Annotated in this window: 22 protein-coding genes; 5 read left to right on the top strand and 17 right to left on the bottom strand. The window is 49.7% G+C overall.

Annotated elements, in window-relative coordinates; all coding sequences use genetic code 11:
* Positions 1–15 precede the first annotated feature (15 nt).
* From C3B51_RS19605 to norR, 10 genes are all read right to left on the bottom strand, one after another.
* On the bottom strand, positions 16–396 hold the full coding sequence (locus tag C3B51_RS19605; RefSeq protein WP_165389206.1) for a DUF1294 domain-containing protein: 381 nt from the start codon (positions 394–396) through the stop codon (positions 16–18).
* Positions 397–462: 66 nt separating this feature from the next.
* A complete protein-coding gene (locus C3B51_RS19600) occupies positions 463–2643 on the bottom strand; it encodes an exonuclease domain-containing protein (protein ID WP_130246134.1) in 2181 nt (726 codons plus the stop codon).
* 164 nt (positions 2644–2807) lie between these two features.
* Positions 2808–3248 (bottom strand): phosphate-starvation-inducible PsiE family protein, encoded by a 441-nt coding sequence (locus C3B51_RS19595; RefSeq protein ID WP_130246133.1) that lies wholly within the window; start codon positions 3246–3248, stop codon positions 2808–2810.
* 137 nt (positions 3249–3385) lie between these two features.
* Positions 3386–6709: a response regulator gene (locus tag C3B51_RS19590; RefSeq protein WP_130246132.1), complete on the bottom strand. Its 3324-nt coding sequence runs from the start codon at positions 6707–6709 to the stop codon at positions 3386–3388.
* The gene (locus tag C3B51_RS19585; RefSeq protein WP_130246131.1) at positions 6709–7920 is read right to left on the bottom strand and encodes an ABC transporter substrate-binding protein; all 1212 of its coding nucleotides are present in this window, start codon (positions 7918–7920) and stop codon (positions 6709–6711) included. The genes C3B51_RS19590 and C3B51_RS19585 overlap by 1 nt, the downstream gene beginning before the upstream one ends.
* An 84-nt stretch (positions 7921–8004) precedes the next feature.
* On the bottom strand, positions 8005–9261 hold the full coding sequence (locus tag C3B51_RS19580; protein WP_130246130.1) for an adenylate/guanylate cyclase domain-containing protein: 1257 nt from the start codon (positions 9259–9261) through the stop codon (positions 8005–8007).
* A 34-nt stretch (positions 9262–9295) separates the two neighbouring features.
* Complete coding sequence (locus tag C3B51_RS19575; RefSeq protein WP_130246129.1) at positions 9296–10129, bottom strand: ATP-grasp domain-containing protein; 834 nt, start codon at positions 10127–10129, stop codon at positions 9296–9298.
* A 153-nt stretch (positions 10130–10282) separates the two neighbouring features.
* Positions 10283–10768 carry a bacterioferritin gene (gene bfr, locus C3B51_RS19570; protein WP_010380639.1) on the bottom strand — a complete coding sequence of 162 codons (486 nt, stop codon included), beginning with the start codon at positions 10766–10768 and terminating at the stop codon, positions 10283–10285.
* 3 nt (positions 10769–10771) lie between these two features.
* Positions 10772–11242, bottom strand: a complete 471-nt coding sequence (gene bfr / locus C3B51_RS19565; protein WP_046004654.1) for a bacterioferritin — start codon at positions 11240–11242, stop codon at positions 10772–10774.
* Positions 11243–11439: 197 nt separating this feature from the next.
* Positions 11440–13014: a nitric oxide reductase transcriptional regulator NorR gene (norR, locus tag C3B51_RS19560; RefSeq protein ID WP_240701934.1), complete on the bottom strand. Its 1575-nt coding sequence runs from the start codon at positions 13012–13014 to the stop codon at positions 11440–11442.
* A 168-nt stretch (positions 13015–13182) separates the two neighbouring features.
* On the opposite strand from norR, the gene C3B51_RS19555 reads away from it, so the two are divergent.
* The 4 genes from C3B51_RS19555 (at position 13183) to C3B51_RS19540 (ending at position 17115) form a co-directional block, all read left to right on the top strand.
* Positions 13183–13407 carry a hypothetical protein gene (locus C3B51_RS19555; protein WP_046004709.1) on the top strand — a complete coding sequence of 75 codons (225 nt, stop codon included), beginning with the start codon at positions 13183–13185 and terminating at the stop codon, positions 13405–13407.
* Positions 13407–14624: an NnrS family protein gene (locus C3B51_RS19550; protein ID WP_130246128.1), complete on the top strand. Its 1218-nt coding sequence runs from the start codon at positions 13407–13409 to the stop codon at positions 14622–14624. Before C3B51_RS19555 ends, C3B51_RS19550 begins: the two co-directional genes overlap by 1 nt.
* A gap of 62 nt (positions 14625–14686) precedes the next feature.
* Positions 14687–15865, top strand: a complete 1179-nt coding sequence (hmpA, locus tag C3B51_RS19545) for an NO-inducible flavohemoprotein (protein ID WP_130246127.1) — start codon at positions 14687–14689, stop codon at positions 15863–15865.
* Between the two features lie 686 nt (positions 15866–16551).
* On the top strand, positions 16552–17115 hold the full coding sequence (locus C3B51_RS19540) for a hypothetical protein (protein WP_130246126.1): 564 nt from the start codon (positions 16552–16554) through the stop codon (positions 17113–17115).
* 160 nt (positions 17116–17275) lie between these two features.
* Here C3B51_RS19540 and C3B51_RS19535 read toward each other — a convergent pair whose 3' ends face one another.
* Complete coding sequence (locus tag C3B51_RS19535) at positions 17276–19108, bottom strand: ATP-binding protein (RefSeq protein WP_130246125.1); 1833 nt, start codon at positions 19106–19108, stop codon at positions 17276–17278.
* 122 nt (positions 19109–19230) lie between these two features.
* Here C3B51_RS19535 and C3B51_RS19530 point away from each other — a divergent pair, with 122 nt between their 5' ends.
* Entirely contained in the window at positions 19231–19581 is a 351-nt protein-coding gene (locus C3B51_RS19530) for a hypothetical protein (protein WP_130246124.1), read from the top strand.
* Here C3B51_RS19530 and C3B51_RS19525 read toward each other — a convergent pair.
* The 6 genes from C3B51_RS19525 to C3B51_RS19500 form a co-directional block, all read right to left on the bottom strand.
* Positions 19543–20859, bottom strand: a complete 1317-nt coding sequence (locus tag C3B51_RS19525) for a sensor histidine kinase (protein WP_130246123.1) — start codon at positions 20857–20859, stop codon at positions 19543–19545. The genes C3B51_RS19530 and C3B51_RS19525 overlap by 39 nt on opposite strands.
* A 1-nt stretch (position 20860) precedes the next feature.
* Complete coding sequence (locus C3B51_RS19520) at positions 20861–22198, bottom strand: sigma-54-dependent transcriptional regulator (RefSeq protein ID WP_130246138.1); 1338 nt, start codon at positions 22196–22198, stop codon at positions 20861–20863.
* Positions 22199–22395: 197 nt separating this feature from the next.
* Positions 22396–23601, bottom strand: a complete 1206-nt coding sequence (locus tag C3B51_RS19515; RefSeq protein WP_130246122.1) for an ABC transporter permease — start codon at positions 23599–23601, stop codon at positions 22396–22398.
* A 14-nt stretch (positions 23602–23615) separates the two neighbouring features.
* On the bottom strand, positions 23616–24929 hold the full coding sequence (locus tag C3B51_RS19510; protein WP_125717894.1) for an ABC transporter permease: 1314 nt from the start codon (positions 24927–24929) through the stop codon (positions 23616–23618).
* Between the two features lies 1 nt (position 24930).
* Positions 24931–25644 carry an ABC transporter ATP-binding protein gene (locus C3B51_RS19505; RefSeq protein WP_130246121.1) on the bottom strand — a complete coding sequence of 238 codons (714 nt, stop codon included), beginning with the start codon at positions 25642–25644 and terminating at the stop codon, positions 24931–24933.
* 14 nt (positions 25645–25658) lie between these two features.
* Entirely contained in the window at positions 25659–26915 is a 1257-nt protein-coding gene (locus C3B51_RS19500) for an efflux RND transporter periplasmic adaptor subunit (protein WP_130246120.1), read from the bottom strand.
* Positions 26916–26974: the final 59 nt, after the last annotated feature.

Below are 26974 nucleotides of genomic sequence, written 5' to 3'. Positions count from 1 at the left end.
TAAGTGAAATTGGTATTACATCAAATAACCGACCAGAACAGTGACAAAGGTAAAGAGCTGAAGCAGGTACAAAGCCAGTAATTTTAATAAAAACGGCAGCTTGATTGTTTTATGCCTTAACACCGACATAACCGGTAAGGTCGTCATATGGCATGACCCGGCAGAGACAAGCAGCAACAGGCGCTCGGATAGTCGCTCAGTGCCTTTTTTTGACAATGCTTTATCTTTTGCAAACACTCCAAATACAATGGCGCAAGAGATCAGCAGATACGCAGGGATGGACCAGGCAGGGACAGATAAAGCTATCAGGCTGGGCGCTATCGCAAATATCAGCAGTAACGCAGACAACCCCCAGGAAACCTGCAACAAAGAATAGATGAGGTACTTTTTATACACAGCAATGACTGTTTACTCAGGACATGGCGAGCAATGTACACTAAACCCCTCAAACAAACACCCCCGCTAGGTTAACGATTGCTGATGTGCAAGCCTTTGCGCGTTGATCATCATAAATAACTCGGCCGTTGCCTGCGCGTCTGCCATCGCCCGGTGATGTTGGGTTAAGGTAATGCCCAGCTCGCGGCACACTTTGTTTAACGCATAAGATTTCAGGCCGGGCAGCCACTTTCTGGCCTGCTGAACCGTACATAACTTAGGCTTTTGGAAGGCTTGCTCCAGACGGGCAAACTCGGCCTTGATAAAGCCCATATCAAAGTTGACATTGTGCGCAACAAAAATGGCGTCCTGCATAAAGTCTTCCACTTGCTGCGCAACCTCAGAGAAACGCGGAGCATCTGCCACCATCTCATTACTTATGCCCGTTAATTCGGTGATGTATTTCGGGATCCGCCGCAAAGGGTTGATCAAGCTTTGCCAGCGCTGTGTCACCTGACCATCAACCACTTTGAGCATGGCAATTTCGGTTATGCGGTCATACTCCTTTTTGCCTCCAGTCGTTTCCACATCAATCACAACATAGGCCTGTTGTGGCGCTATTTGCCAGCACACTTGCTGAATATCTACCTTAAAGCCCGACTCCACCAGACGTCTTATAGTCACCAGCTGATTACGTCGAAGGCTGTCGCCTGGCGCTTTAATTTCAACAAATGAGACGTCGGTGCCGTTAATGCAAATAAGATCCGGATAACCATCTTTGAGCATTTTAAAATCTTTACACATGGCGCGCAGGTGTGCTTTTAACGGCGCAATGGGGATCAGCCGGGCCACCATCAGTAAGAGATCGATGCCTGACTGGTGCCAAAACACCAAACGATTCGGTTTGCCAAAATGCGAGCCGGCCTGGTGCAACAACCAGTCGAATAAGCTTTGATTATCTGTAATGCCCGCAAGGATCTGCTCGATTTGCTCGCTATGTACTTCATAGAACTGGTTATATTTAAGGCTCTTGGGGGTTAAGTCAAACTCGTTACTGGGTGCACTGGCATCAGATTCATACAGCGCAGGCCAAAAAGCCAGCACAAATAACATCCGCCAGAACTGGTTTTCTCCATGAAAAGCCTGGCAACCCTGACGGCGATACCAGGCAATGGCCCCTTGTTCAGGATAGCCAACATAGGCCTCGTCCAGCGCAATCGGTGTGCCGCTTTGACGCAGCATATCGGTGAGCACTGAGGTACGCTTAGTGGTGAATTTCAGTGCTGAGAAATCTTCGGCAAATATCAGCAACTCTTCATTTTGCGGGCAAGCTAACACGGCTTCCAGTTGCGCCTGACACGCCTGATACTGCCCCGCGCTATACAAGGCACGAATGTATTTTTCTTGTGCTTTTGGATGATTGCTGAGCTCAAGCATAGTCATTGCTAATTCAGCGTCGTCTTGCTCCAGCTGGCAAGCCAGTTTGTGCGTCAGTTCATCCCGCCTGGCCTGCGCCATTGGCCCCTCAGCGACAGGGACCTGCTGTTCGCAAATTTGCTTTGCCAGTGACACTTTGCCTGCCAAATCCAGGGTTTTCAGGTTTTTGCTCTGGACAAGATAATAATAGGCACTTTGCGCCTCTGCCAGTTCCGAAAAATGCGCATTACCAGTGGCAACGCCCTGGCGCGTCTGCATCACACCCAGGTCGCGCAGTGAAAACTGCTGCAAGGTGCCGCCCAGTTTGCCAAAAAACAAAAACAGCCAGTATTCAAAGTCCGCTTTGACTGGCGCCGACAGGTGCGCACGAAAGACTGATGTATCCGCTAGGGAGACGCTTTTGCTTTGTGTATGGACAAACTCAACCCAGAGGGCTTTTTTCGCCGATTTAGCCGGCGTCGCCACAGAAATATTGCCCGACGACATCAGCTCAGCGGCAATAGACTGCAACTGCTCCTTGGTGAGCTCAGCCAGCAGTATATCGCTATCTTCATCTTGTGCCGTACCAACCAGGCCCTTGCGCGCAAGTGCCAGCAGTGCGGCATCAATATCTTTAATTTCTACATAGTTAAGTTGGGCTCGGGTTACAAATACGCGCTTGCGATTTATGATACGCAATAGCAGGCACAGGCAATCCTCATCCAGAGATGCAAGCTCTCTGAACAGCGTTTGCTGCGTCGGGCTTAACAAATGAAGACTGGTTTTTGCAATAAACCCATGCAGCTCATTGAAGTGGGTGAGGTAATACTTTTCTGGTAACGCTTTTAACATAGACAACCAACCCTGAAAACCAAAATACTGTATATTATCACAGTAACATCCTATGCTAATCTGGTCTGAAAGCAAAGCCCGTTGTAATGCAATATTAGTTAAGCGCGCATAAGGTGATTGAGAGAAAAGAGTTTGAAAACGGGGCCGCAGCCCCGAAGTAAAGATTAGTGACTCTCCTGCTCCGACAGGTGTTTCTCTCGCTGATATACCAGCACAGAGGCAATACGCAATGCGCCCAGTACAAATAGAAACGCCGAAAATGCGTAGATCATGTCTGCTTTCAGGTCATGTTTGAATAGAGCAATCAGGATCTCCCGGATCACAAACACGATCGCGCCATCAACAATAAAGGTCAGTCTTAAGCGATGGGTATTAAAATACTCAACCAAAGAGCGCGACAGCTCAATCAGCACGTACAGCGTCAGTACATCCGCAATGATATCGATGTAATGCCCGGTGATCCCCTTAAACGCCAGCAGCTTCCAGGTGGTCACAAAGAGTTGTAGTGTGCCAATGGCAATGCCGATGATGATAAAGAGTAAGATGACTGCAAAGATTGCATCAACAGATTTATCAAAAACCACTTTTATTTTATTGCTTATCATGGTGTCAATTAACTTAGTTTAAGGTTAAGTGTACAGTGCCGAACACACCCGACCTGTACAAACTTCACTCACCCTGAGCAAAGCCGCGCGATAATAAGGCTAAGCGCAGCAATTAGCTAGCATTATTTTGATACTCTTTATTCTTCGACCAGGATTTGCTCATACTCCAGATGCTTTTTCAGGCAGCTCAGCAGCGCCTCTATCGACACAGGTTTACTCAGATAATCGTTCATACCAGCTTCAAGGCATTTTTTCTCATCGCCCACCATGGCATTGGCCGTGAGCGCCACTATGGTAATGTCCATATTCGACTTACCCGCCTGTCCTTTTCGGATGGCTTTGGTGGCATGGAAACCGTCCATTTCAGGCATCTGACAGTCCATCAGTACCAGCGAATAGCCTTCAGAATGTTGATACTCTCTCAGGTTGCGCAGCGCCTCATTGCCATCATTAACAACATCAACAGATTCTATATCGAGCTTTTGCAGCATACTGACTGTCACTATCTGGTTAACCTGATTGTCCTCTGCGAGCAAAATACGCGGCTTTGGTGACCACTTAACCTTTTTTGTATCCTGATGCGGGTCTTTCATGCTTTTCAAATAATGGGTTGTCACCAGCGGCTTGGCATTTGCCAGCGCCTCGCCGTCATCGGCAACCACAGACAAGGCGTTAAACAAGTCCTCTGTGGTTGCGGGCTTGGGAAAATACCCCGAGAAACCGAGATCAGCAAAGTAAGAGGCATCGCCCTGATGACCAATGGAAGTCATCATAATGAGCTTAATCCCCCCAAAACGCTTATCTTCTTTGATGGTTTTGCCCAGTTGTGCGCCGTCCATATTGGGCATTTGCATATCCAGCAAGGCTATATCAAACATTTTGCGCTGACCATCGTGATAGCGCTTTTCACATTCAGCCAGCGCAGCAATACCGGAAGAAGACTCAAACACCTGAGCGCCCCAGTGCCTCAGTTGTTGTCCTAGTACCGTACGGTTTGTCTGGTTATCATCGACTACTAACAGCTCAAGCTGAGACATATCTAAATCAGGCAGTATTTGCTTTGATTGTGCGCTTTTCTCAAGCAACACGGTGAATGTAAAGGTACTTCCCTCCCCCTCAGTGCTTTGCACTGAGACATCGCCGCCCATCAGCTGGCATAACTTCCTGACGATAGCCAGGCCCAAACCGGTGCCGCCATATTTGCGTGTGGTAGAGGAGTCAACCTGCGAAAAGGAGTCGAACAGGGCCGCACTTTTTGCTTTTGGTATGCCTATCCCAGTGTCTGTAATGGCACACTCCAGACGCAGCAGGTTATCTTCCTGCTCTGTCAGTTTTCCCTGAATGATCACTTCGCCCTGCTCGGTAAATTTAATCGCATTACCAACCAGGTTCGCGAGGATCTGCCTGATCCGGCTTGGATCTCCTTTGGCCATACTTTGTTCGATATCCAAAGTATCCAACACCAGTTCCAGCCCTTTACACTGCGCCTGCAAAGCCGCCGACTCGGCAAAGTCTTCAAACATACCGCGCAAGTCAAAGTCGAGCATTTCAAGCTCTAGCTTACCGGCGTCTACCTTAGAAAAATCGAGTATGTCATTGATCAAATTCAGCAATGAGTTGGCACTGCTCATCGCCAGCTTAACCCTGTGGGTTTGTTGTTCATCCAGTTCGTTACTGAGCAACAGGTTTAGCATCCCCAGCACACCGTTCATGGGCGTGCGGATCTCATGGCTCATGGAGGCCAGAAATTCACTTTTCGCCCGACTGGCCTGCTCGGCCTGACTTTTTGCCTCTGCCAGCGCTCTTTCCTGTGCGATTTCCTCAGAAATATCCTGAATGATCCCGACATAGGCTACCAGCTCTCCCTGGTCGTTGCTCACCGGAGCAATGTGCAGATTGTTCCAAAATGGCTTACCATCTTTTGTGTAATTAAGTATCACGGTGCGGTGCGCCTGGCGATGTTTAATCGCTTCGACCATATTGGTGACCACTTCTGGTACAGTGTCCTCGCCCTGTAAAAACTTACAGTTAGTCCCCAAGACCTCGTCGCCATAACCCGTTATTTTAGTAAAAGCGCTATTGATAAAGGTCAGTGGCAAACCCTGCACTTTGGCATCCGAAATAATAATGCCCACATCACAGGACTCGATAGCATAGGCAAGCAAATCGTTGTGTTCTTTTGCCTGGCTTAGCGCCTCCTGATACATTTTTTGATCTGTGATATCGGTCAAAGAGCCCGACATACGAATGGCTTTTCCAGTCTCATCGCGCAGTGCCAGCCCTTTTGAGCGAAAATAGCGATAATCGTTTTGTTTGGTGCGTAGACGAAACTCTACGTCAAAGCCACCCTTGCCATTTAAGTGATCTTGTAGTGCAGAAAAAGTCGCACTTCTGTCTTTTGGATGCAAATGCTGCTCCAGCACCTCAAAGCGATCTGCAAAGCCTGCAAGATCATTGGGGCTGTAGCCCAGTAACTCTCTATATCTTGGTGAATAAAAGACATCTCCGCTTTCGATATCCCAATCCCAGATGCCATCATGACTACCGGCTATTGCCAGTTTAAAGCGCTCCTCGCTCTTTTTGATCATTTGCTCTGAGGTCTGGAGACGTTTGAATGGATTCAGCAGTAACTGGCGGCCAAAAAACAGTAGTAGTAGAAAGGACAAAGAAAGCCCTATAAAAATGGCCTGGCCAAGCTCAACGATAAAATCAAAAACGCTCTCGTCTATGGTCGACTGGCTGATCATCAGACTGACATGAATATCAGTGCCCGGCATTTGTGTGTTGTGCAGCACAACATATTCCGCACCGGGCGCGGCATTGCTGTAATCGACCCATTGCCCGGACAACTCGACCGCCAGGGCCTGATTGCTCAGATCCAGGGCCAACAAATTAGCTAGGTCAGTATCAAACTCTGCAACCAGCACACCCTCTGTAAATCCGTTGTATTCAATAGGCACGGCAATGACAAAACTAAACAACTGTTCGTTTTGTTGTAAAATCACCGCATGTGGTAAGCGCCCGTCAAGCAGCAGCTCAAGCCACTCTTCCTGTTTGCCGGGCTGTGATGAGACCTGGCCACTGCGATATACCGGCTCGCCCAGCACATTGAACAAAGACAAGGGCTCCTTTTTGCCCAGGATCCGATACTCCCCCAGAAAGTCAGACAAAGAAGCACGCGAAATATCTGATCCCATCACGCCGTTGGCCAACACCGGGTATTGTGCTAAGTCTTTAAGCAGTACCAGTCGGGTGCGCAAAAACTGGCCCAGATTGCTAACACCCAATCGCGCTTCGGTCTGACGCACTTCCGTTTGTACCTGCCGAATGGCGGTATCGGCATGATTGCTGAGCATCACCAGGCTCAAAGACACTGACAATATCAGGCTGCACAACAAAAACGCGTAGAATGCCTTGTCGGAGCTCATTTTAAATAGCGACTTCACTGCATTATTTTTCATTAGTTATTTAGCACCTTGATACTGCCGTCAGCGTTATAGCTGGCCATACAAATGTCTTCCAGACCCAGCGCCTCATGGGCATCTGGCTGCACCTCTGACCAGGGTGAAAACGGCTTCTCGTACACTTTCAGCAAGCCCTGAACTGGCTGTTTGAGGTCTTCAAGCGCAGCACGCAATGCGGCTCTGTCTTGTTTTACATCACCGCTTAAAACGACTTGATCGAGCGCGCCAAGCAGGACCCGCCCTAAATCATAGCCGTGAATAAATCCGGCCGGAGACTGGATAAATCGGCCATCAATGACTTTGTCCGGATAAGCGCTTACCAAGCGCTGCCAAACCTGCGCGGCAAATTCGCTATGCGGCCGTTGCTGAAATGAGAAACAGCTTTGCAGAAAGTGTAAATCTATGCCCGCACGTAGTTCATCGGCCACCTGCTCAAAAAAGTGACCACCCGTTATGCCCCAGTGACTAATAATGGCTGGGCGCTGTGCTTCTGGTGTCTGCGCAACCGCTTTGACCAGTTGTTTGCCCTCCAGCGCATTACCGACAAATATCACACAGTCGTGGCCGCTGCTGACAATCTCTCGCAGCATGATTTTGGTGGCGTTCATTTTCATATTCCAGTTAAACCAGGTCACGGGGGCCTCGGGCTTGGCCAGTGCCCGGGTGATGGTCTGATAATTGGATTTACCCCAAGGGGTGCGTTCCAGTAGCATATGCGGCGAACGACACTGCCTTTGTCTGGCGAATTCCACCAGCCTCAATCCAGCTTTGGTGTCATCTATGGAAAGTCTGAATACCCAGTTGTTGGCGTCCGGGTAACGCGTTATCGGCCCACCCGCAGCCCAGGGCACTAGAAGCAAAATACCCTGCTGGTTAATCAATTCACGATGTTTGATATATGGCGGAGAGTGTAATCCACCAAGCATGAGTAACGCACTGTCATCCTGCAAAAAGCGCCGCATGGTCAGTAAACTGCGATTACTGTTTCCCCTGTGGTCCTTTTCCAGCAATTTCAGCCTGAACCCCTGAACCTCAAAGTTGCGCTCACCGAGCGCACTATTAAAGCCCATTTTCATAGCTTCGGCAGACGCTTTATGGCTGCTGTAATCCGAGTCATGGTAAATATGCAGCACGGGCCGCTCCGGCGCATTTGCCAGTATACTGAAAGTCACAATACAGAGAAACACAGCGAGCAGTATCCGTTCCATATTCATAAGCGCGTTAAGTAACTGATTATTTAAAGTTAGACTATTTTATAAAGATTGCTTAGCGCAGCACCTCGTTAATCATTTTTAGTCGGGATAGTGGTACACCTCGATAGGCTGACTACGCCCGCTAAGCTCAACCATAGCAACCCGTTTGAGCTGGGCCATTCGGGACTGATGAACGCTTTGCTCGCTGATCAGCAGCGGATAATTTAACTCTTTGGTTTTACTCTCAATCCGAGCCGCCACATTGACCGTATCGCCAATCACAGTGTAGTCCATACAACTGCTACTCCCCACATTACCCGCAATAGCATCACCACTGTGTATGCCAATGCCAATCGCAATACTCGGCAAGCCCTCTGCAACAAACTCCTGATTGAGTGCTTCCAGGGCCTGAAGCATCTGACGGGCCGCCTCTATTGCATTTTTAGCATTGTTTTCTTCTTTCTGAGGCGTTCCGAATACAGCCATGATCGCATCACCGATAAATTTATCAATCATGCCCTGGTGGATAAAAATAACGCTGCTCATGCGCGAAAAGTAGCGGTTCAGTAATTGCGTGATCACTTCCGGCTCGTGCTGCTCACACAAACGGGTAAAGCCACGGATATCCGCCATCAATACCGTCACATCGCGCCTCTCGCCGCCAGGTTCAATATCGACCTCCCCCCGCTCTACCGCTTTTACTAATTGCTCAGGCAAATAGCGCAACAGGCGCTCCCGATGGCGCAGCTTGGTGTAGGTGCCGGTAATATAACTGGACAAAGACCAGGCTAAAAAACCCGAGCAGATGATGATCACTTGCTCGTGGATCTCAATGGCTCTGGCTGTGTGGCTGTGCTCAAGCACTAAGGTTCCGGTCACCACGCAACAGAGTGTGGAATAGTAGATGATCAGCTTGCCCTGGCGAAATGCACTCATAATATTAAACAGCAACAGAACACTCACCAGCATAAGTTCAAACTCAGTCTGGTGCAGGTCCTGCAAAAAGTGTTTAAACACATCCAGCGACTCAATTTCGACCGATACCACCAGAATAATGGTGTAGTCGAATAAGATAGAGACATATTTAAGCCAGGGTTTGTAGCCTTCGGAGCGAGACCAGTGTAAGACCAGAGTGCACCAGCAGATCACCACGGCAATGGTGGCCAAGTCGACAACCACCAGCGTGGTATCCCAGCCGATACTGTATAAACCAATGGCCAGCTCAGTGACGAACAAGGCCATCAGGCCAAAAAAGCGCAGCTTATTAACATGGCGTTCCATGTCCATTTCACGTCTTTGGTAACAGTCGGTCAGCAGGGTATCAAAACTGCTGTCTATGTCCTTTAACCATTTCATTGTCGGATAACCAGATCACAGGGTTTCCAATAGTTTAGGCGCGATTATTCAGCTTTTGTAGCATGTTTTTGTACATGCTGGTGACCGCCGCAGGTCCAAGTTCAGGGTTATCTATGATCAGATGATTAAACTTAGGGGAAGAGTTCAGCTCAATCAGATAAAAGCGGTCGTCCTGACCCAGGATAATGTCAAAGCCAACAAACCCGATATTTGCCAGCTCAAACACAGGCTTAACAAACTCAAACAGGGCCGTGAGCAAAGTCTCATCCTGCTCAAGTGTGGCAACTTCATTTTTCTCCCAATAGCGCACATTAAAGGTCTGTGCCATGCCCCTTTTATAGGCCAGTAAGGGTTCGCCAAAACCGCACACCAGACGATATTCAGCCTTGTTCTCAACATAGGCCTGCGCCAGCGCCAGATAATCATAGTGCTTTGACTGGCCATTAAATATCTCACCAAAGGCAGCCACAAGCGAGGCTTTATCCTGGCATAAGTGAACATTCACACCCAGTGCGCCGCTATTACTTTTGACGACTACCGGATAGCCAAAAGTGTGCTCTACTGCCGCAACAATTTCATCCATGTTTTGGTACTGTAAATAGTGTTTGTACTCGTCTGGCACATTCGGGTCGAGGAAGGAGAGCGTCTGGGGCATAGTCACAGCCTGATTAAACGCCTGATATGAATGCATTTTGTCCCGGCATAAGCCGTAAATAGACTCAGAGTTAAAAGGGGTTTTATTAAGCTCAAAGTACTCAACACCATGGTTGAAATACACCCTGATCAGGTTTTGTTCGCGATCGATACATTCGTGTTTTAAGCTCAGTTGTTTACATGCCTCTACCAGGCAGGCGACCTGTCTTTCCAATTTAACGCTCCGTTTTCAACAGCCTGATGCTGCCACTTTTCATGGCGGCAAGTATCCCTGCGAATCACCCGTTTGGCAAGCCCGCAAAGTCAGTTTAATCAGGCATAAAAAAAGGAGGCATGGCCTCCTTAAGATTGCGCTTTAATCTAGTGTTTAAGTGGGATCGCCACCCGACATCTGGCTTTGAATATAATTTGGCAAACCAATAAGTTTGATAAGTCCAATGTGCTGCTCAAGCCAGTAGATGTGGTCCATTTCCGTGTCGTCAAGCAGCGCTTCGAGCATCTCGCGCGACACATAGTCCTGCTCTTCCTCACAGACCGCAATGACTTTTTTAAGATGATCTTTTACCGTGATCTCTGCTGCCAGGTCATTTTCAAGCATTTCCTGAACGTTTTCTCCCACTTTGATGGGCGCTCTGGATGCTGTATCGGGCGTGCCCTCAAGGAACAAAATGCGCTCCGTGATCCGCTTTGCGTGATCCAGCTCTTCTTCGTATTCGTGGGCCAGCTTATGGTGCAATCTGGACAGGCCCCAGTCTTCGTACATTTTAGAATGGGCCAGATACTGGTCCATTGACGATAGTTCCAGGGTCAGCTGCTTGTTGAGTAAATCGATTACTTTTTGAGAACCTTGCATGTCTTACTCCTCAATTTGCGATTGCAGATAGTTTTCTATGCCGCAATTTTTGATGAGGAATTGCTGGGTTTCCAACCAATCGACATAGTCTTCCTCATATTCCAGAATATCTTCGAGCAGTTCACGACTGACATAGTCCTGCTCTTTTTCACACAGCTCAATGGCACTGCGCAGTACCGGCAGTTGCTCTGTTTCAAATGCCATATCGCAGCTGAGCATTTCTTCGGTGTGCTCACCAATACGCAGTTTTTCGAGATGTTGCAAATTTGGCAGGCCTTCGAGGAATAAGATCCGTTCGATTAAGTCGTCGGCCTGCTTCATGTCTTTGATGGATTTTTTGTAGGCTTTCTCGTTGAGCTCCTCAATGCCCCAGTTTTTCCACATGCGTGCGTGCAAAAAATATTGGTTAATGGACGTCAGCTCGAGCGTTAAGACCTGATTTAATGCTGCTATTACTTGCTTGCTACCCTGCATAGGGCCCCCTCAATAAGGAATAGTTAGACGCCTTATAAACCTAGAACAAAATCGCAACTTAGCAAGACCGATTAAAACTAATAAATTTCTTAATATATTCTTTTAAAATAAATGACTTATAAACTTAGTAAGAACAATTTTCATTGCGAATAACAGTCCTTGTTCAGTTACTTCATTTTACTAAATTGCCACTGTCCTCAGGTGAGCTTTTTAAGTGTTGCTATGCCCAAACGTTTTGCCAGACGCACCAGGTTTGCCCTATCAACGGATAGCTCACGCGCAGTGGCTGCCCAGTTGAGTTCATTGGCCTGTAATCTGGTCTTGATGAGGTTTTTCTGAAATGCTTCCGTGGCGGCCTTTAAGGTTTGTGCAGCGGGCACTGATGTAACCTCGCTATGCGGGTTATCTGCTGATGCCTGCACAGCGCTGGCTTGCCACTGAACGCCATGGATGATGTCAACCTCGACAATATCCTGCGCCCGAGCAGTATGCTTGGCTTTCAGCGCCGCCCGGCTGAGCACATGTTCCAGCTCGCGCACATTGCCCGGCCAGTCGTGTGCCTGCAATTGTTTTAAAAAAGGTGCCGACAGCACTAATTGACGCACTCCCAGCTTTTTACGCAACTGCTCAACAAAAAAGCCCGCCAGCGGCACAATGTCCTGAGCCCGGTCTCTCAGCGGCGGCACTTGCAGCGGAAATACGCTCAGGCGATGGTACAAGTCAGCACGAAAGCGGCCTGCTTCAACCTCCTGACGTAAATCCCGATTGGTTGCAGCGACTATCCTGACATCAACATATTGCGGCTTGTCTGTGCCGACGGGCTGGATCTCGCCACTTTGCAGCGCTCGCAGTAACTTGCTTTGCATGCCCAGCGGCAGTTCGCCGATTTCATCAAGAAACAGGGTGCCACCATGCGCCACCAGGAACTTACCTTCACGATGCCTGTCGGCACCGGTAAAAGCCCCTTTACGGTGGCCAAAAAACTCACTTTCGGCCAGGTGTTCGCTTAGCGACGCACAGTTGACCTGAACAAACGGGCCCTGAGCGCGCGAGGAGTGTTCATGAATGCGCCGTGCCACCAGCTCTTTACCCGTACCGGTTTCACCCTGGATCAGCACGCTCAGCTCAGAATTAGCAACCAGATCAATATCCTGCTTAAGCCGTTGCATCACCTCGCTGTTGCCTATCATGGTATAGCTCTGATGGCTGATCTCTCTGAGCATCGCCCTGCCGTGCCGAGCTTGCTCAGACAATGCCGCCAGGTTCTGTGCGGTCGCAAAATGTGCTGCAACCAGTGACTGCAACATCACGAGCATGGGCAGCGAAACTGCTTCAAACGCGCTGGGAGTGAGGCTGTCAAAAGTGACCATACCAACCAGTTGCGCGTCCTGATATAACGAAAAGCCCATGCAGGCGTGTACGGGTAATGCCCCGGCGGTCGCCAGCAACATACCGTCGTAGGGGTCTGGCAGCGGACAATCTGCCGCAAATACCTGCGGCTGCTGAGCACCAGCAATGGCCGCCAGCCTTGGGTGATCTTTGATCACAAAACGCCGCCCCATCGCCTCTGGCGCAAGGCCCGAGCAGGCAAGTGGATAGGCAACCCCGTGCTCGCAGCGTAAAACCGCAATGGCGTCGGCCGTTACTACACTCTGAACTGCACGTACCAGGGCCTGAGTAAACGCGCCAATATCGCCTTCATTAACACGGGGAAGTTGCTGAGCCAGCTCAGTACTGATACCGAGCAGGTGAGATAAGGTTCGCTGATCCAAGTCAATATGACCTATTAAAGTTTAAAAGACACCTTAAGTGTAAGTCATTATGACTCCAATCAGCAAGCAGACAAACCATAACATACTGTTTTATATAAAATTAAATATTGGCACAGTTCATGCCCCCTGTATCATCAGTTTGACTCACTGTGTTTTACAAGGGTAATTATGAAACTTTATCGCCGTACGCTCCCTTTTGCCAACCAATGCCTGATGCTCAGCTTGATTGGTTTTATGCTGGCCATTTTGGCTAGCTACGCCTTTGACCATCACCTGTCATTGTCGACACAAATAGCGGCCCATATCAGCACCATTGTTTTTGCCACTCTGCTCAAGGTCAGTTATGTGGTGCGATGCTTTTGCCAGTATAACCTGGGCCTGGAGGTGCGCTGATGACCCTGTTAAACCTGGATGAACCTATGCCACGCACAGCCAAATGGTATCAGCTACAACATGCTCCGGTGTTGATGCTGGCATTTCGTCCGCTGTTTTTACTTGGCAGCCTCTGGGCCTGCTGCGCAATGCTGGTGTGGTTTGCAATATTGAGCGGCTACCTGAGCTGGTCTGCCCCCTACCCGGCAACCCTGTGGCATGCACACGAGATGCTGTTTGGCTTTGCCAGCGCCATTGCCATTGGCTTTTTGTTGACCGCCGCCAAAAATTGGACCGGCGTGAGCACTTTAAGCGGCTGGCCTTTGCTGGGGCTCTGCGTGCTCTGGGGCAGCGCCCGGGTCGCCGGAGTTTGGTCGTCCCAACCCTTATTGTGGCTAATGGCTCTGCAAAGTGCATTCTGGCTCATTGCCATTGCGCATTTCACCTGGGTGGTGGTGCAGGTCAATAACAGCAAAAACTATCTCTTCGTCCCGGTACTGGCACTGCTGGCAACCCTGAACATGGTGTTTCTCGTGGTGGTTGATCAGCAAGCCTATGAGCTGGCTGGACTGCTAAGTCAAATGGCCGTGCTCGGCTTTACTTTGCTGATCAGCATACTCGGTGGCCGGGTTGTGCCCTTTTTTATCTCCCGAGGCCTGGGACTGGCACTGCAACAGCGTACTCCCCGGCTCGATAAACTACTGCTGTTTGTTTCCCTGACAGGGATATCTGGCTTTTTTGCGCATCACTTTTTGCAGCTTGCTGTTGTACCTGGCTATCTGCTGATCCTGGCTGGGGTGTTACACCTGGTGCGTGCTGCTATGTGGTGTAATCTTCGCTTATTTTTAGTGCCCCTGCTGTGGTCGCTGTATCTGGCCTACCTGATGATGGCGCTTGGCCTGATTGGCTTTGGTTACGCCTACTTTAACACAAGCTTGCAGGCCAAAGATGCCCTGCACCTTATCACCATAGGTGGTATGGGCATGATGATCCTGGCGATGATGGCTCGGGTTGCACTGGGCCATACTGCCCGTCCCTTAACCCCCCACCCGCTGATGTCTGTGGCATTTTTGCTGGTCCTTGCAAGCGCGCTCATTCGCAGCCTGCTGCCCGTATACATTGGCGCGCATCTGGCCTGGCAGCTCAGTGCCCTGCTCTGGTCTGCCAGCTTTGCGCTGTTTGTCTTTAGTTACGCCCCCATGCTGGTACGCAAGCGCCTCGATGGCCGTCGCGGTTAGTTTTTTATAGTTTCGTGCATTTACTCCACTTCAACGAAAAGTGGACTTATTAGGAGTTTTTTATGCTTTGCCAACGAACCATTACTCTGGTTAAACAATCAATCCCTTTACTTGCCGACGCCGGTGTTGAGGTGACAGAACACTTTTACCAGCGAATGTTCGCACATAACCCCGAACTACTTGATGTGTTCAACCTCAGCAACCAGCGCTCCGGCAGGCAGCAATTTGCGCTGTTTAACGCACTGGCAGCCTATGCAACCTATATAGATCAGCCTGAGGTACTGAGTGATGCGATTAAGCGCATTAATCATAAGCATGCCAGCCTAAGCATACAGCCACACCATTACCCCATTGTTGGTGAGCACCTGCTTGCAACTTTACGGGAAAAGTTTCCGCAGCAGTTTAACGCAGAGATAGAACAAGCCTGGGCTGCGGCCTATGCCTTTTTGGCCGACTTATTTATTACTCAGGAAGAAGGCATTTATCGTCAGGCCGAGCAACACCATGGCGGCTGGCGTGGCACGCGCCGCTTCACTATCAGCCAAATTGTTCAGGAATCTGACCTGGTTAAGAGTTTTTATCTAAAGCCCTGTGATGGGCAGCCCGTCATGCCTTATCAGGCAGGACAATACCTGGCTGTGCAGTGCGACATCCCGGGCCAAAGCCATCGGCAAATTCGCCAGTACTCTTTATCTCATGCTTCTAACGGCCAGTTTTATCGGATCTCAGTCAAGCTGGATAATCTGGTGTCCGGCTATTTACATGGCTTGCGTGAGGGCGACGAGCTGGACATCTCCCCACCTGCGGGGGATTTTGTGCTCAAGCAAACCGATATGCCCAAAGTGTTGATCAGTGCCGGAGTGGGTATTACCCCTATGATGGCGATGCTGCATACGCAAGCCCAGCAACAAAGCGACCAGGCGGTGTTTTTCCTCCATGCCTGCCGCACCCCGACGCAACTGAGCTTTAACCGTGAGCTGGCACAAGCGGCGGACGCTCTTCCTGCACTGACGACTTACACCTGGTTTGAAGAGGGTGCAACCGGCACCAGCTCACAGCAAGTAGGTGCCGGACGTATGGTACTAGCGCCGTTGAGTGGCACCTTGCCCATAAACGACGGCGAATTCTATCTTTGCGGCCCAACCCCCTTTATGGCCGACCTGAAACAACAGCTGCTGGCGCTGGGGGTTGATGACGCAAGAATACTGTACGAAGTTTTCGGCCCGCACGAAAGCCTGTAAGCTCGCGCAATTGTGCCATAAAAGTCTGATATGATGGCGGATACTAAGGGCTGCATTACCCTGGCAGCCCCTCTGCAAAAGGATCCATTTATGAGTAACGCCATTCAATTGAGCACTACACACTAAACTCATTTGGAATAATCCTATTTTAGTTTCAAGTAATTAAATCCCTGTCAGTGAACCTCACATAACCCCCTAATTGTTCTTAGCCCCACCACTTAGATAATCAATTTGCTTAACAGAATAAAATAAACTATATGATAAATGCCATATTCATACATATGAACTCATCAGTAGTTGAGCTTTGCTGATGCCGATTTTTAAATCGATGTAAGTTTAAGCGACACCATAATTTAAATCGTAGCCTAGAAAGGATAACACTTATGAAAATATTGGTCGGAATAGTTATGATGCTCTTCTCACTTTCAGTAATTAGTGAGGAACAGCCATCCTGTAAAGAAGAGTTACTATTAAAAGAATTAGCTTCCTCTTCTTTTAGCCCCATATTAGCGAGCTCGAATTTTCAAGTATCTGATAGAAGCCCCCCGACTTGTAGCTGGAGTGAGTGTGTTGATAATTGTGAGAAGGAGAGAAGAAATTGCTTGAAAAGCGGTAGCTCTTCGGTTTGCGGGCCTGTTTACGATGGCTGTAAAAAAAGCTGTAACAGGTGTAATTAGTGAGGCTTTATGCAGATTTTTGTTGGCTATATAACTTTCTCTTTCGCAATAGGTATCCTATTAGGAGCGTCAAACTCACCAGTCATCGGTGCTTTTTTAGCCATTATTGTAGGATTACTTGGCACCCTATTTGGTGCCATCAAGCTCTATACAGGACTTAACGAAAAAGAGCGATTGAATAAAGTAGGAGGACTACTTACTGCTTTTTCAATTTTTCTTATTTCTGGCACATACATGGGAGAGTTATATCGGGTAAGTGCAATAGGCTCTACAACAACTAGCGTCCCTTGGTCTAAAGACAACAGACCCTTGAGCACGGCAGAGGCATTAGATTGGCTGGTATTAAAGGAAAAGCTTCAATCTCTTGGTTATTCAGAAGAGGTTTTACTACAGATATACAGTATAAGAATTGAGGAAATTAAGGTTCTGAAAGAAAAGCAATTAGCAGAAGTGGAATCTGATGCTGATCCCTACAACAAGACTGTGATTTATGACCCTATGTCTCCTTTTAATTCCATTATTCCTGTAAAAACTATGGGAGGCAGGGGTCTTGCAAGTATCGAGGAAAATTAAACTAGTGATAGATGAGCTCATTGCCAAACTTGCCATGTATTAGAAATATGTAATTGAATCCTGGATGTTGATTGCTAGCCAATCACTACCCCGTAGAGTCATTATTGTGATTTTCTGCGAACTAGACTGCACTCTGCAGAGCCGTTTGTTCGCTTGCGGCTCATTCACTCACTGACACACAATTGGCAAGAATAGACTCGGTCAGTTCAGACTGGGAAATGGGTTTGGCTACCACAGCGTCAAACCCTAAGTCCACATAATGTGACACGTCGCTCTCAAACACGTTGGCGGTCACCGCTATCACAGGCACAACGGGCCACTTTGCTCTGATCACCTGAAATGCCTCAACTCCGCCCATCACGGGCATCTGAATATCCATCAATACCAGCTGGATCTCGCCGTGCATTTTCTCGATAGCATCTTCGCCATTGCTAGCCACAGCTGTTTTTGCCCCCTGACTAACCAACATTTTCTGCAGAATGATCTGGTTCACAGCATTATCTTCAACAATCAAAATCGATAAGCCCTGTAAGGCCGCATCTGAACTGGCCTTTTGACCATCAAAGTTGGCTTGTTCTGAGTCATGTTGTACCGACTTCTCTGGCAGGGGCAGCGGTATCGCTAAGGTCGCCAGCGTCCCTTTCCCCGGCTCGCTGGAAATGTGAACGGTCCCCTCCATAGCATCAACCAGAGACTTGACGATTGCCAGGCCCAGTCCGGCACCGCCCTTAACCCGGGTGGGCGAGGCATCCCCCTGCTCAAATTGCACAAACAGCTTGTTCAGCACCTCAGGCGTCATACCAATGCCGGTATCACCGATCACAATATTAATCCATCCAGAATCTGGCGCTTCGGTAATAGACAACGAAATGCGGCCCCGCTGAGTGAATTTAACGGCATTACTCAGTAGGTTAATCAGCACCTGCTTAAGTCGTAGCTCATCCCCCAGCCGCACGGATTGCTGTACCTTAAAGGTATAATCAAAACGCAGTTTTTTCTGCCCACATTCATGGCTAAATATATGCTCTAAGGTCCGGGCCACTTTACTTAAATCAAACTCCGCGACTTCTAGTTTCAACTTGCCGGCCTCCATCAGGGTAAAGTCCAGTATGTCATTAACCAGCGTCGCTAGCATTTCGCTGCACATAGTCGCAGTGTCCAGCAAAGAAGCACTTTCAGCTGAGTGTGTTTCTCTACGCAGTAACTGAAGTGCACCATACAAACCATTGATTGGGGTTCTCAGCTCATGGGACATATTGGCCAGCAGTTGCGACTTGGCTTTACTGGCTTGCTCCAGCTCTGCCGACGTGGTTTTCAGCTGCGCAATGGAGCCATTCAGGGAGTTTACAAGGTCCTCAACAGTGGCATCGGCCTGTTTATTATGACGATACAAGTAAGCAATAAAGGCCAAAAATAACAGCGCCAGCACAATTAAAGACATAAGCAAAATCTGGGTTTTAAACTCATTTTGCTGGATAAGCTTGGTTTCACTCTGCGCTCTGGTTTTATCCAGTGCGTCAAACACAGTGGCCTGATACTGCGACTTCAGCGCAAAGTAGACCTCATCGAGTAAAATCTGCTGGGCCCGCTCGGTCATACCCGCGCGGCTCAGTGCAAAGGCTTTTGTCTCAATTTCGATAAGTCTGGTGTTTACCTGCGCAGTTTGCGCGATGGCATCAGCAATCACCGGGTCCAAAGCTTCCGCTTCCAGCAGGGTCTGATCCAGTGTGTTGGCAATTCTCAGGTAACGCTGCGACCACTTTTCGTCGCCAGTAAAGGTGTACATGCGCGATGACATCGTTAGCACTTCATCGTAATAGATGATTTCACTGGTTATTTTTTTGATTGACTCAATGTGCGCATTCAGTGCATTACGCTCATTTAAACTAGAAATGACAAACGGCACTAATGCCGCCAGTGCCATAAACACAATGACCAGCAATAGCAGGAGTTTAATTCTGAGTTGCTTTACCTGTTTAAGCGGTTGGGTCATAATCCGTCGAAGCGTTTTTTGATACTTTATTCACTTGAGTATGGGCATTTTTGTATTGAGTTCAAGCCAGCTTGAATAATCGGCGCCGTACCACAAGGTTGTTTTTTACTAATGAGGCCAGCATGACACGTTTTAAACCCGTTGCGGGCCTGTCACTCATCAGCTTAATGTTCCTAAGTAACTGTATGTTTGCCCCCCAGGAAGTCCAGTATTACGACGCTAAGTGCAAAATGATGATGCGCAAAAAAACATTGACCAGTGCACAAATGCAGGCAATTAGTCAGTGCCGGGGTGATGCTTGCGCATTGGTGCTGGCAGGCGCCGGGATAGTCAGTGCCGCCAGCCTGGTGGTGTCTGGCACCATAGTCATTGCTGCAAATACCGTATCCTGGCTGGAAAACGTGCAAGGCTGTCCAGAGCGCCCAAAAGCGCCATCAGACAGCGCTGAGCGGCAAGCGAACCTCAACACATAGCCCACCCTGTGGACGATTTTTTAAGTGGATCTGGCCATGGTGCGCTTCAACGATTTCACGGCACAGTGCCAGGCCTAAGCCCGTGCCGGTGGATTTAGTAGAGTAAAAGGGGATCAAGGCATTCGCCATAATATGCTCACTCATTCCCTGACCGGCATCCACAACTCGTAGCAACGCATGCTGGTCGGCAAAGTCCACCTCAATAGCCACGGCATCCGGATCACTCCCCGATTCATGGGCGTTTTTGAGCAAGTTGATCAACAATTGCTCGAGTTGGGTCGCATCTGCCAGCAGCTGACGGCTCTGTGGCGGGGCCCCGGTTTGCGTGCAATGAAACTGCCAATGAGATTGCAGACGCGCGAGCAGCTGAGACAAACAGACAGGGTTTAGCTTAGGGGCAGGCAGCTTGGCAAACTTGCCATAACCCTGAACAAACTCGGTGAGATGACTTATCCGCTCATCTATGGTCGAAAACACCCGCTCAAGCCGTGCCTCCTCCAATTTATTTGCCAGGATTTTGCCGCTGTGGAGCATGGAGGAAATAGGTCCCAACGAGTTGTTTAATTCGTGGCTGATAATACGAATGACCTTTTTCCACACCGCCACCTCCTGGCGATTCAACTCGCGAGTTAGCTGCTTGAAGATATAGAGCCGATGAAACTGATTGTTGAGCAGCAGTTCACCGTTAGACAAGTGCCAGGTCTGTTTATCTGCCCCCTCGGGATGCAGTTCAAACAAACCATCCACCGCCTCCGACAGCGCGCTATGCAACGCCGGACTGGCTTGTTGCGCCAGTTTATCTAGCTTCATGCCTTCGAGGTTATGCTCACAATTAAGCAGCGCCTTGGCGCTGTGATTTGAAAACACCACAATGCCCTGTGCATCAGTGAGTAACAGTGCCTGCGGTGCACTGTGCAGCACCTTATCCAGCATCAGCTCGCGCTGATAAATCCACTGTTTTTCATCTCTGAGCTGAGCTGCGGCCTGATTGTATAACTGGCATAATCTGCCCAGTTCATCGTCACTTTGATAGGCCAGCAGTGTCGAAAAATCGCTGTCTTTAAAGTTGAGCAGGCCACTTTCCAATGCCTGTAAACCGGCAAACAGGTTGCGAGTCAACAGTTTGAGTATGACAACCCCTACTAACATGGCCAATGACAAGGCACTCAGCCAGATTTGCCAGTCAAATAAAAACAGCAGCGGGACACTGACAATCGCCAGGGTCAGTGCCATCGCGAGCAGAAGTTTTTGTGTCACTGAGAGTCCGGGCAGCTTCATATTAGTAATCAATGTCGTGTTTTTGCAGGCGGCGATACAAGGCCTGGCGACTCATGCCAAAATGGCGTGCCACTTTAGCAATGACCCCGTGAAATTCTCGCATCGCGCCCTCCAGCTCAGCTTTACCTGGCTCCTGTTTGCTCTGCGCTGGCTGCTCACTGCGCTGCGCGCCCTGGTGCAAGCCAAAGTCCTGCGCTTCCAGCAGTCCCTGCGGATTCAGCACGGCGGCGCGTTTGCAGGCGTTTTCCAGCTCCCTGACATTGCCCGGCCAGTCATAGCTCAGTAGCCTTTGCTCGGCGCTCAGACTAAGCTCCCGGCCAGGTAAAAAGTGCGCAATCAGTGGCAAAATATCATCGCTGCGTGATTTGAGCGGCGGCAAGTTCAGTTCAATAACGTTAAGGCGGTAATACAAGTCCTGACGAAACCGCCCGCTTTGAATATCGCTCAGTAAGTCGGCATTGGTGGCCGAGATCACACGAACATTAACCCGGCGGGTTTCAACAGAGCCAAGCCGCTCAAATTCGCCCGTCTGTAATACCCTGAGCAACTTCATTTGACCGGATAAAGGTAAATTGCCAATCTCATCGAGAAACAAAGTGCCACCATCGGCGGCTTCAAAACGCCCGATCCGTTGCCTATTGGCACCGGTATAAGCGCCGGCCTCTGCACCAAACAGCTCGGCCTCTATCAGCTCTTGTGGCAACGCACCGGCATTAACCTTAATAAAAGGTGCGGCTTTAAGTGTGGAGTTAGCCTGAATGATCTCGGCGACTTTTTCTTTGCCGCTGCCGTTATCGCCGGTGATCAGCACCGACACATCGGACCTGGCAACCTGCACCGCCATATCGACCACACGCTGCATTGCCGCGCTGCGATAGATAAGCCCGCGCAGATCTGCCCCTTCGTTGAGTGTTTCACGCTGTTGTGCGACTCGCTCATACTGTTCATTTTGCGTTTTTGCTTCGCCTAAAGCGATAAGATTGGCGACCGAGGTAAGCAGCTTTTGGTCGTCCCAGGGTTTGGCAAGATAATCCGCAGCACCGGCTTTAACCAGTTCAATGGCCATTTCCAGCTCAGTCCAGGCGGTGATCAGGATCACGGGTAAATGCGGGTTGATGGCGCGTAGCTCCCGGAATAAGGCTTTGCCCTCTTCCCCTGAGGTGGTGTCTGCTGTGAAATTCATATCCTGGATCACCAAAGCAATGCGCTGATAGCGCACGATTTGCAGCGCCTCAAAAGGCGTTAAAGCCGTTTCGACTTGATAGTCATGAAGCTCCAGCAGCAGTGACAGCGCATCCAGTACCGCCTGGTTATCATCGACGACGAGGATCTTATTCATCATTATTATTATGCTCGTGTTATATCTGTGAGCCAGCTATATCCATCGCTTTGGCTCTGTGTGTCGAGTGTAACACAATCCCTTTTATTATCAGCAACTAATCAAGTCCGTTTAACCACTTGCTGTAAGTAATGTGCACCGTGGCAAGCAAATTGCCACGATGCACTCATTACTTAATTGGATTTGATATAGCTCACTCAGACACTGCGCGTCGCAATGCTGGGAGAGATATTGGCTGCGCGCAGCGCCGGCATCAGCACAGACAGCAGACTCATCAGCAACAGTAACCCGGCAGTAACGGCGATGAAGGAGTAACCCAGTGCCGGCACTGAATACCACTGCATCAGTTGTTGCCCTAGCAGCACTGCCGCTGCTGCACCCAGCATCAGACCCATGGCGCAGATCAGCGCGTTTTCAACCACAAAGTAACGCACTATGGCAGACTTTCGGGCACCCAAGGCCCGTCGTGTGCCAATCTGTTTGGTTCGCTTACTGATATTAAAGGTCGACAAACCAAAAATACCCAGTGCCGTGACAATGACCAGTACCACAATCAACGTCATTAGCATGCGCATCATCAGGACGTCTCTGGCATCATATCGGGCTTTTTTCCGATCCAAGCCTGTGATATCGCTAATGACCCGCTCACGATGGCTGGCAAGCATAAGTTCTTCAATCTGGCGCATTACCTGTGCCCGCTCCCCTGGTGCAGTGCGAACGATAAACTTCTGGAAATTACCGGCACGAATAACCGGAATAAGCGCAGTGTTTTCGCCAAAGCTGCTTTTTGGCCACTGGTTTGCCATAGTGTCCACAATGCCCACTATGGTCAGCGGGTTGGTGCCCCAATAGACGGTCTCACCCAGTCCTTTTGATGGACCAAACAGCGCATCAGTCACACCGCGGCTGACAATGATCACCGACGGCAATCGACCATCGCCATCACTGACAACCACATCATCCTCGGTAAAGTCGCGCCCTTCTGCTAAAGTAGCGCCCAAAGCCCGTAGCATGTGTTCATCACCGGTCACATAGCCCAGGTTAACCCGCTTACTTTCTTGCGGCATCGGCTTCAGCTGTACCCCATCCGAGCTACCACTGCCCGTCAGTGGCACTGAGCTAACCGCAGCAGCTGCTATCACCCCGTCTACATTGCGTAGTTGCTGCTCATCCAGCTCAACTTGTTGAAGTAAATCAAGGTTTTTATCAAAATTTAGCGAATTAAATTTAAAAATCGCAGCTTCCTGGTAACCAGTATCTTTGTTCAGATAGGTTAATCTGTCCTGAATAATCGACACCGCATTGCTGACAATGGCCAGGGTAATGGCCAGCTGCAGAATGAGCAGGACCGCACCGAGTTTGAAGCGCATTAAAGCGTTAATTGTTGGTTTAATTTCAAACATAGTGAGGCTCCTTATTATTGTACTTTCAGGTGAGTTGCCGGAGTGGTTCTGCAAACCAGCCAGGCCGGATACAGTCCTGCCAAAATACAGGCAGATATCGCAATCACCGGGGCACTCAGTAACATCACCCAGTCCATACTGGCGAGGTTATTGTAGTAGTCATAACTGTGTCGCACGCCCAGCAAGCCCAGCTGCGCAAACACGATACCGACTGCGCCACCCAGTAAACCCAGCATACCCACTTCCACCAGGTGCTGATAAAAGACCTGGCGCTTGCTGGCGCCAAGCGCCCGTCTTACGCCAACGTCAGCTGCGCGGCGCATAAACTTGGCCAGCAACAGGCCTAAGATATTGGCCACACACACGGCCAGAAACATAAAGCTCAGACCGACCAGAATTTTGTTGTCTTCGCTGATCACCTTGTTGTAGTTCATCCAGGCGTTGACGTCTTGTAGTCCGTACGCTAACTCTTCACGGTTAAAGCGACCCAGCTTTTGCTGCTGTTGCATGTAGGCCATCAGCATATCGCCATAGATCTGGCGTTGCGCTGGTGTATCCAGCTGCACCCAGAATTGGATCCAGACCATTTCTGAATTCATTTTGTCGTTAAAGTCACGGGTTTCTTCAAATTTCCAGGCGTTAGTATTGCCCCAGGTGTCCACGTCATAGGCTTTGACATGACTAAACGGCACGAATAGTCGCTCAGCCTTACCAAAGGCACCGTTATTCAGGTCGTAGAATTTGATGTTGGGTCGCCACTTTTGCGTCACCCCCACAATTTCATGGCGGCGCTCACCCAGAAACACCGACTCACCCACCACGTTAGTTTTACCAAACAATTGTTGCGCCATTTCTTCATCTAATACCACCACAGGCGCGGCACTGCGCGCCTGCGTTTCAGTCCAGGCGCTGCCATGAATAAAGGTCAGGTCAAACATGCTAAAGAAGTCCCGCGCGGTCACCCGTGCATCCTCTATCACAGGCTTACTTTGTGGTGTATTCAGGTGCACGGAAAACCCAGCCCGGATCATCGGAGCACGCAAAAAGTCGCCCGGCAACGCCTGCAGATTAATGGCATCCTGATAGGTCAGCTGATAGGGTACATCATCTCCTGTTGCCCAGGTTTCACCGTCATCCATAGGTTGCAGTTGTACCGCAAACAACCGATCACTTTTATCGGGGATAGGATCGGTCGACATCATGTGATACACAGACAAAGTTGTCATGGTCACCCCAATGCCAATAGCAATGGCCAGGATCATTAGAAAAGTCACCAAAGGTGTCTGGCGCAAACTGCGCCATGCCAGGTCAATATAATGTGCAAACATATTAGCCTCCTGCCACCATCGCGGTATCCATAGAGCGACCCTGATACAAGGTAAAGTCAGTCACCCGGCCATCAACAATCTGAATATTGCGCGGTGCGCGCCTTGCCAGCTCAGGGTCGTGCGTCACCATCACTATGGTTGCTCCTTCGCGGTTGATTTGCTCCAACAATTCCATCACCTGACGTGCCATCAGGCTATCTAGGTTACCTGTGGGTTCATCCGCCAGCAAAAAACGAGGTCGTCCCGCCAGCGCTCGGGCTATTGCAACACGTTGTTGCTGCCCGCCTGACAATTGCTGAGGTAAATGTTTGGCGCGGCCCGCCAGACCCACCAGTTCCAGACATTCTTCGACCCGGCGTTTACGCTCGGCAGATTTGATCCCCCGATAGCGCAATGGTACTTCCACGTTTTCATACAAGTTCAGGTCAGGTATAAGGTTGAAGCCCTGGAAAATAAAGCCAATTTTCTGGTTTCTCAAGTCAGCTCTGGCGTTGTCGTTAAGCTTGCCAATATCAACGCCATCCAGGCAATATTGTCCGCCACTAAAGGGCTCCAGCATACCCGCGATATTCAAAAAGGTGGTTTTACCTGAGCCGGAAGGACCCGTCACGGCCACAAACTCCCCCTCGGCCACATGGAGGTTAAAATCCCGCAGCGCGTGCGTCTGTACTATATCTGTTTGATAGACTTTACTGATAGCTTTCATATCTAGCATTTTCGTTATCCTTCTTATCTCAGTTGCACTAAGGGTGCATGTTCAAATTGTTCATAATTAGACACTATGATTTGATCGCCAGGCGACAAACCATCCAATATTTCCACTTCGTTCACACTGGATGCGCCGGTGCGCACATTCAGCCGCGTTGCCACCTCACCCTCGACTCGGTAAACCACGTTGCCTCCGGCGTTCATAAATGCGCCCCGGCGGACTTTAATCACATCCTCTTTGCTGTCTAATAATATCCGCGCTGACAATCGCTGATTCTGCCTGATCCCACCCATGTCGCTGTGGTCAAAGCGCACCCTGGTCGTTACTTCCCGATTGCTGACCTCCGGAGATATCGCCGAGAGCTTACCATAGACTTCGCTGGCACCGACCTTCAGCACCACACTCATACCAAGGCCCAGCTCATTGGCATAACTTTCAGGCACTTGCAGTTGCGCTTCGTAGGCAGATAAATCAACCAACGTCATCAGCGCTTGCTGATCTGTAACAGCCGCCTTGGTTTGAACAAAGAGGTTTCCGACCAGGCCGCTTACCGGCGCACTGATATCCAAGGCGTTAACCTGACGCTGGAGCTCATCGACGACCAGTTGCTGTCGCTCAACCAAATTGCTCGCCGCTGCCAGTTCGAACGCCAGCGTATCTTTGCCCAGAGCGACTTCCTGCTGCGCATGCTGATAGTTCAGTTTGGCACGAGCCAGGTCATCCACGGCTTCTTCCAGGTCGATCTGGCTGATCAGATTTTGCTTGATGGACAACTGTGCCCGACGATTTTCCCGCTCGGCGGCATCCAGCGTCACTTTGGCCAACTCCAGGCTGCGGTTTAGGGTCAGCGTCTCGCGTCTGACTTCCAGTTGCTCCCGCGCCAGGCTATCGCGCAGCCTTGCCAGCTCGGCCTGCTGCTGCTTAAGTTCATTGGTCAGCGTCGGGCTATTTACCCGGGCAATCACCTGGCCTTGGGAAACGGTATCACCCGCTTTAACCAATAAGTCGACAAAGCCAGCTTGTGGGCTGTACACCTGAGGTGCATTAGCTGCCACTATCCGGCCACTGGCCTGGATATCGCGTACAAAATCACCCCGCGAAACCGTCGCAACCTGCAAGGCGCTGCGCTCAAATGAACGACCTGTGCTATCTGCCATTGAAATAGCACGAGCCGTGACGCCTAAAGCGCCAATCAAGGCCACCACGCCGACGGCCTTTTTCCAGCTTACTTTCGCGGACTTCACCACTAAATCCTGTTGACTGGTGTCTTTAATCATGGGTACTCCCTCGTCTTATTCTCATCATTTTGCCGGGTCCATCACATCGGGCAATGTTT

Origin of the sequence: Pseudoalteromonas rubra (genome assembly GCF_004212645.1) — a bacterium.
Taxonomy (GTDB): Bacteria; Pseudomonadota; Gammaproteobacteria; order Enterobacterales; family Alteromonadaceae; genus Pseudoalteromonas; species Pseudoalteromonas rubra_G.
Note: the sequence above shows the minus strand (reverse complement) of the source record. Positions and strands in the feature narration are given on the sequence as shown.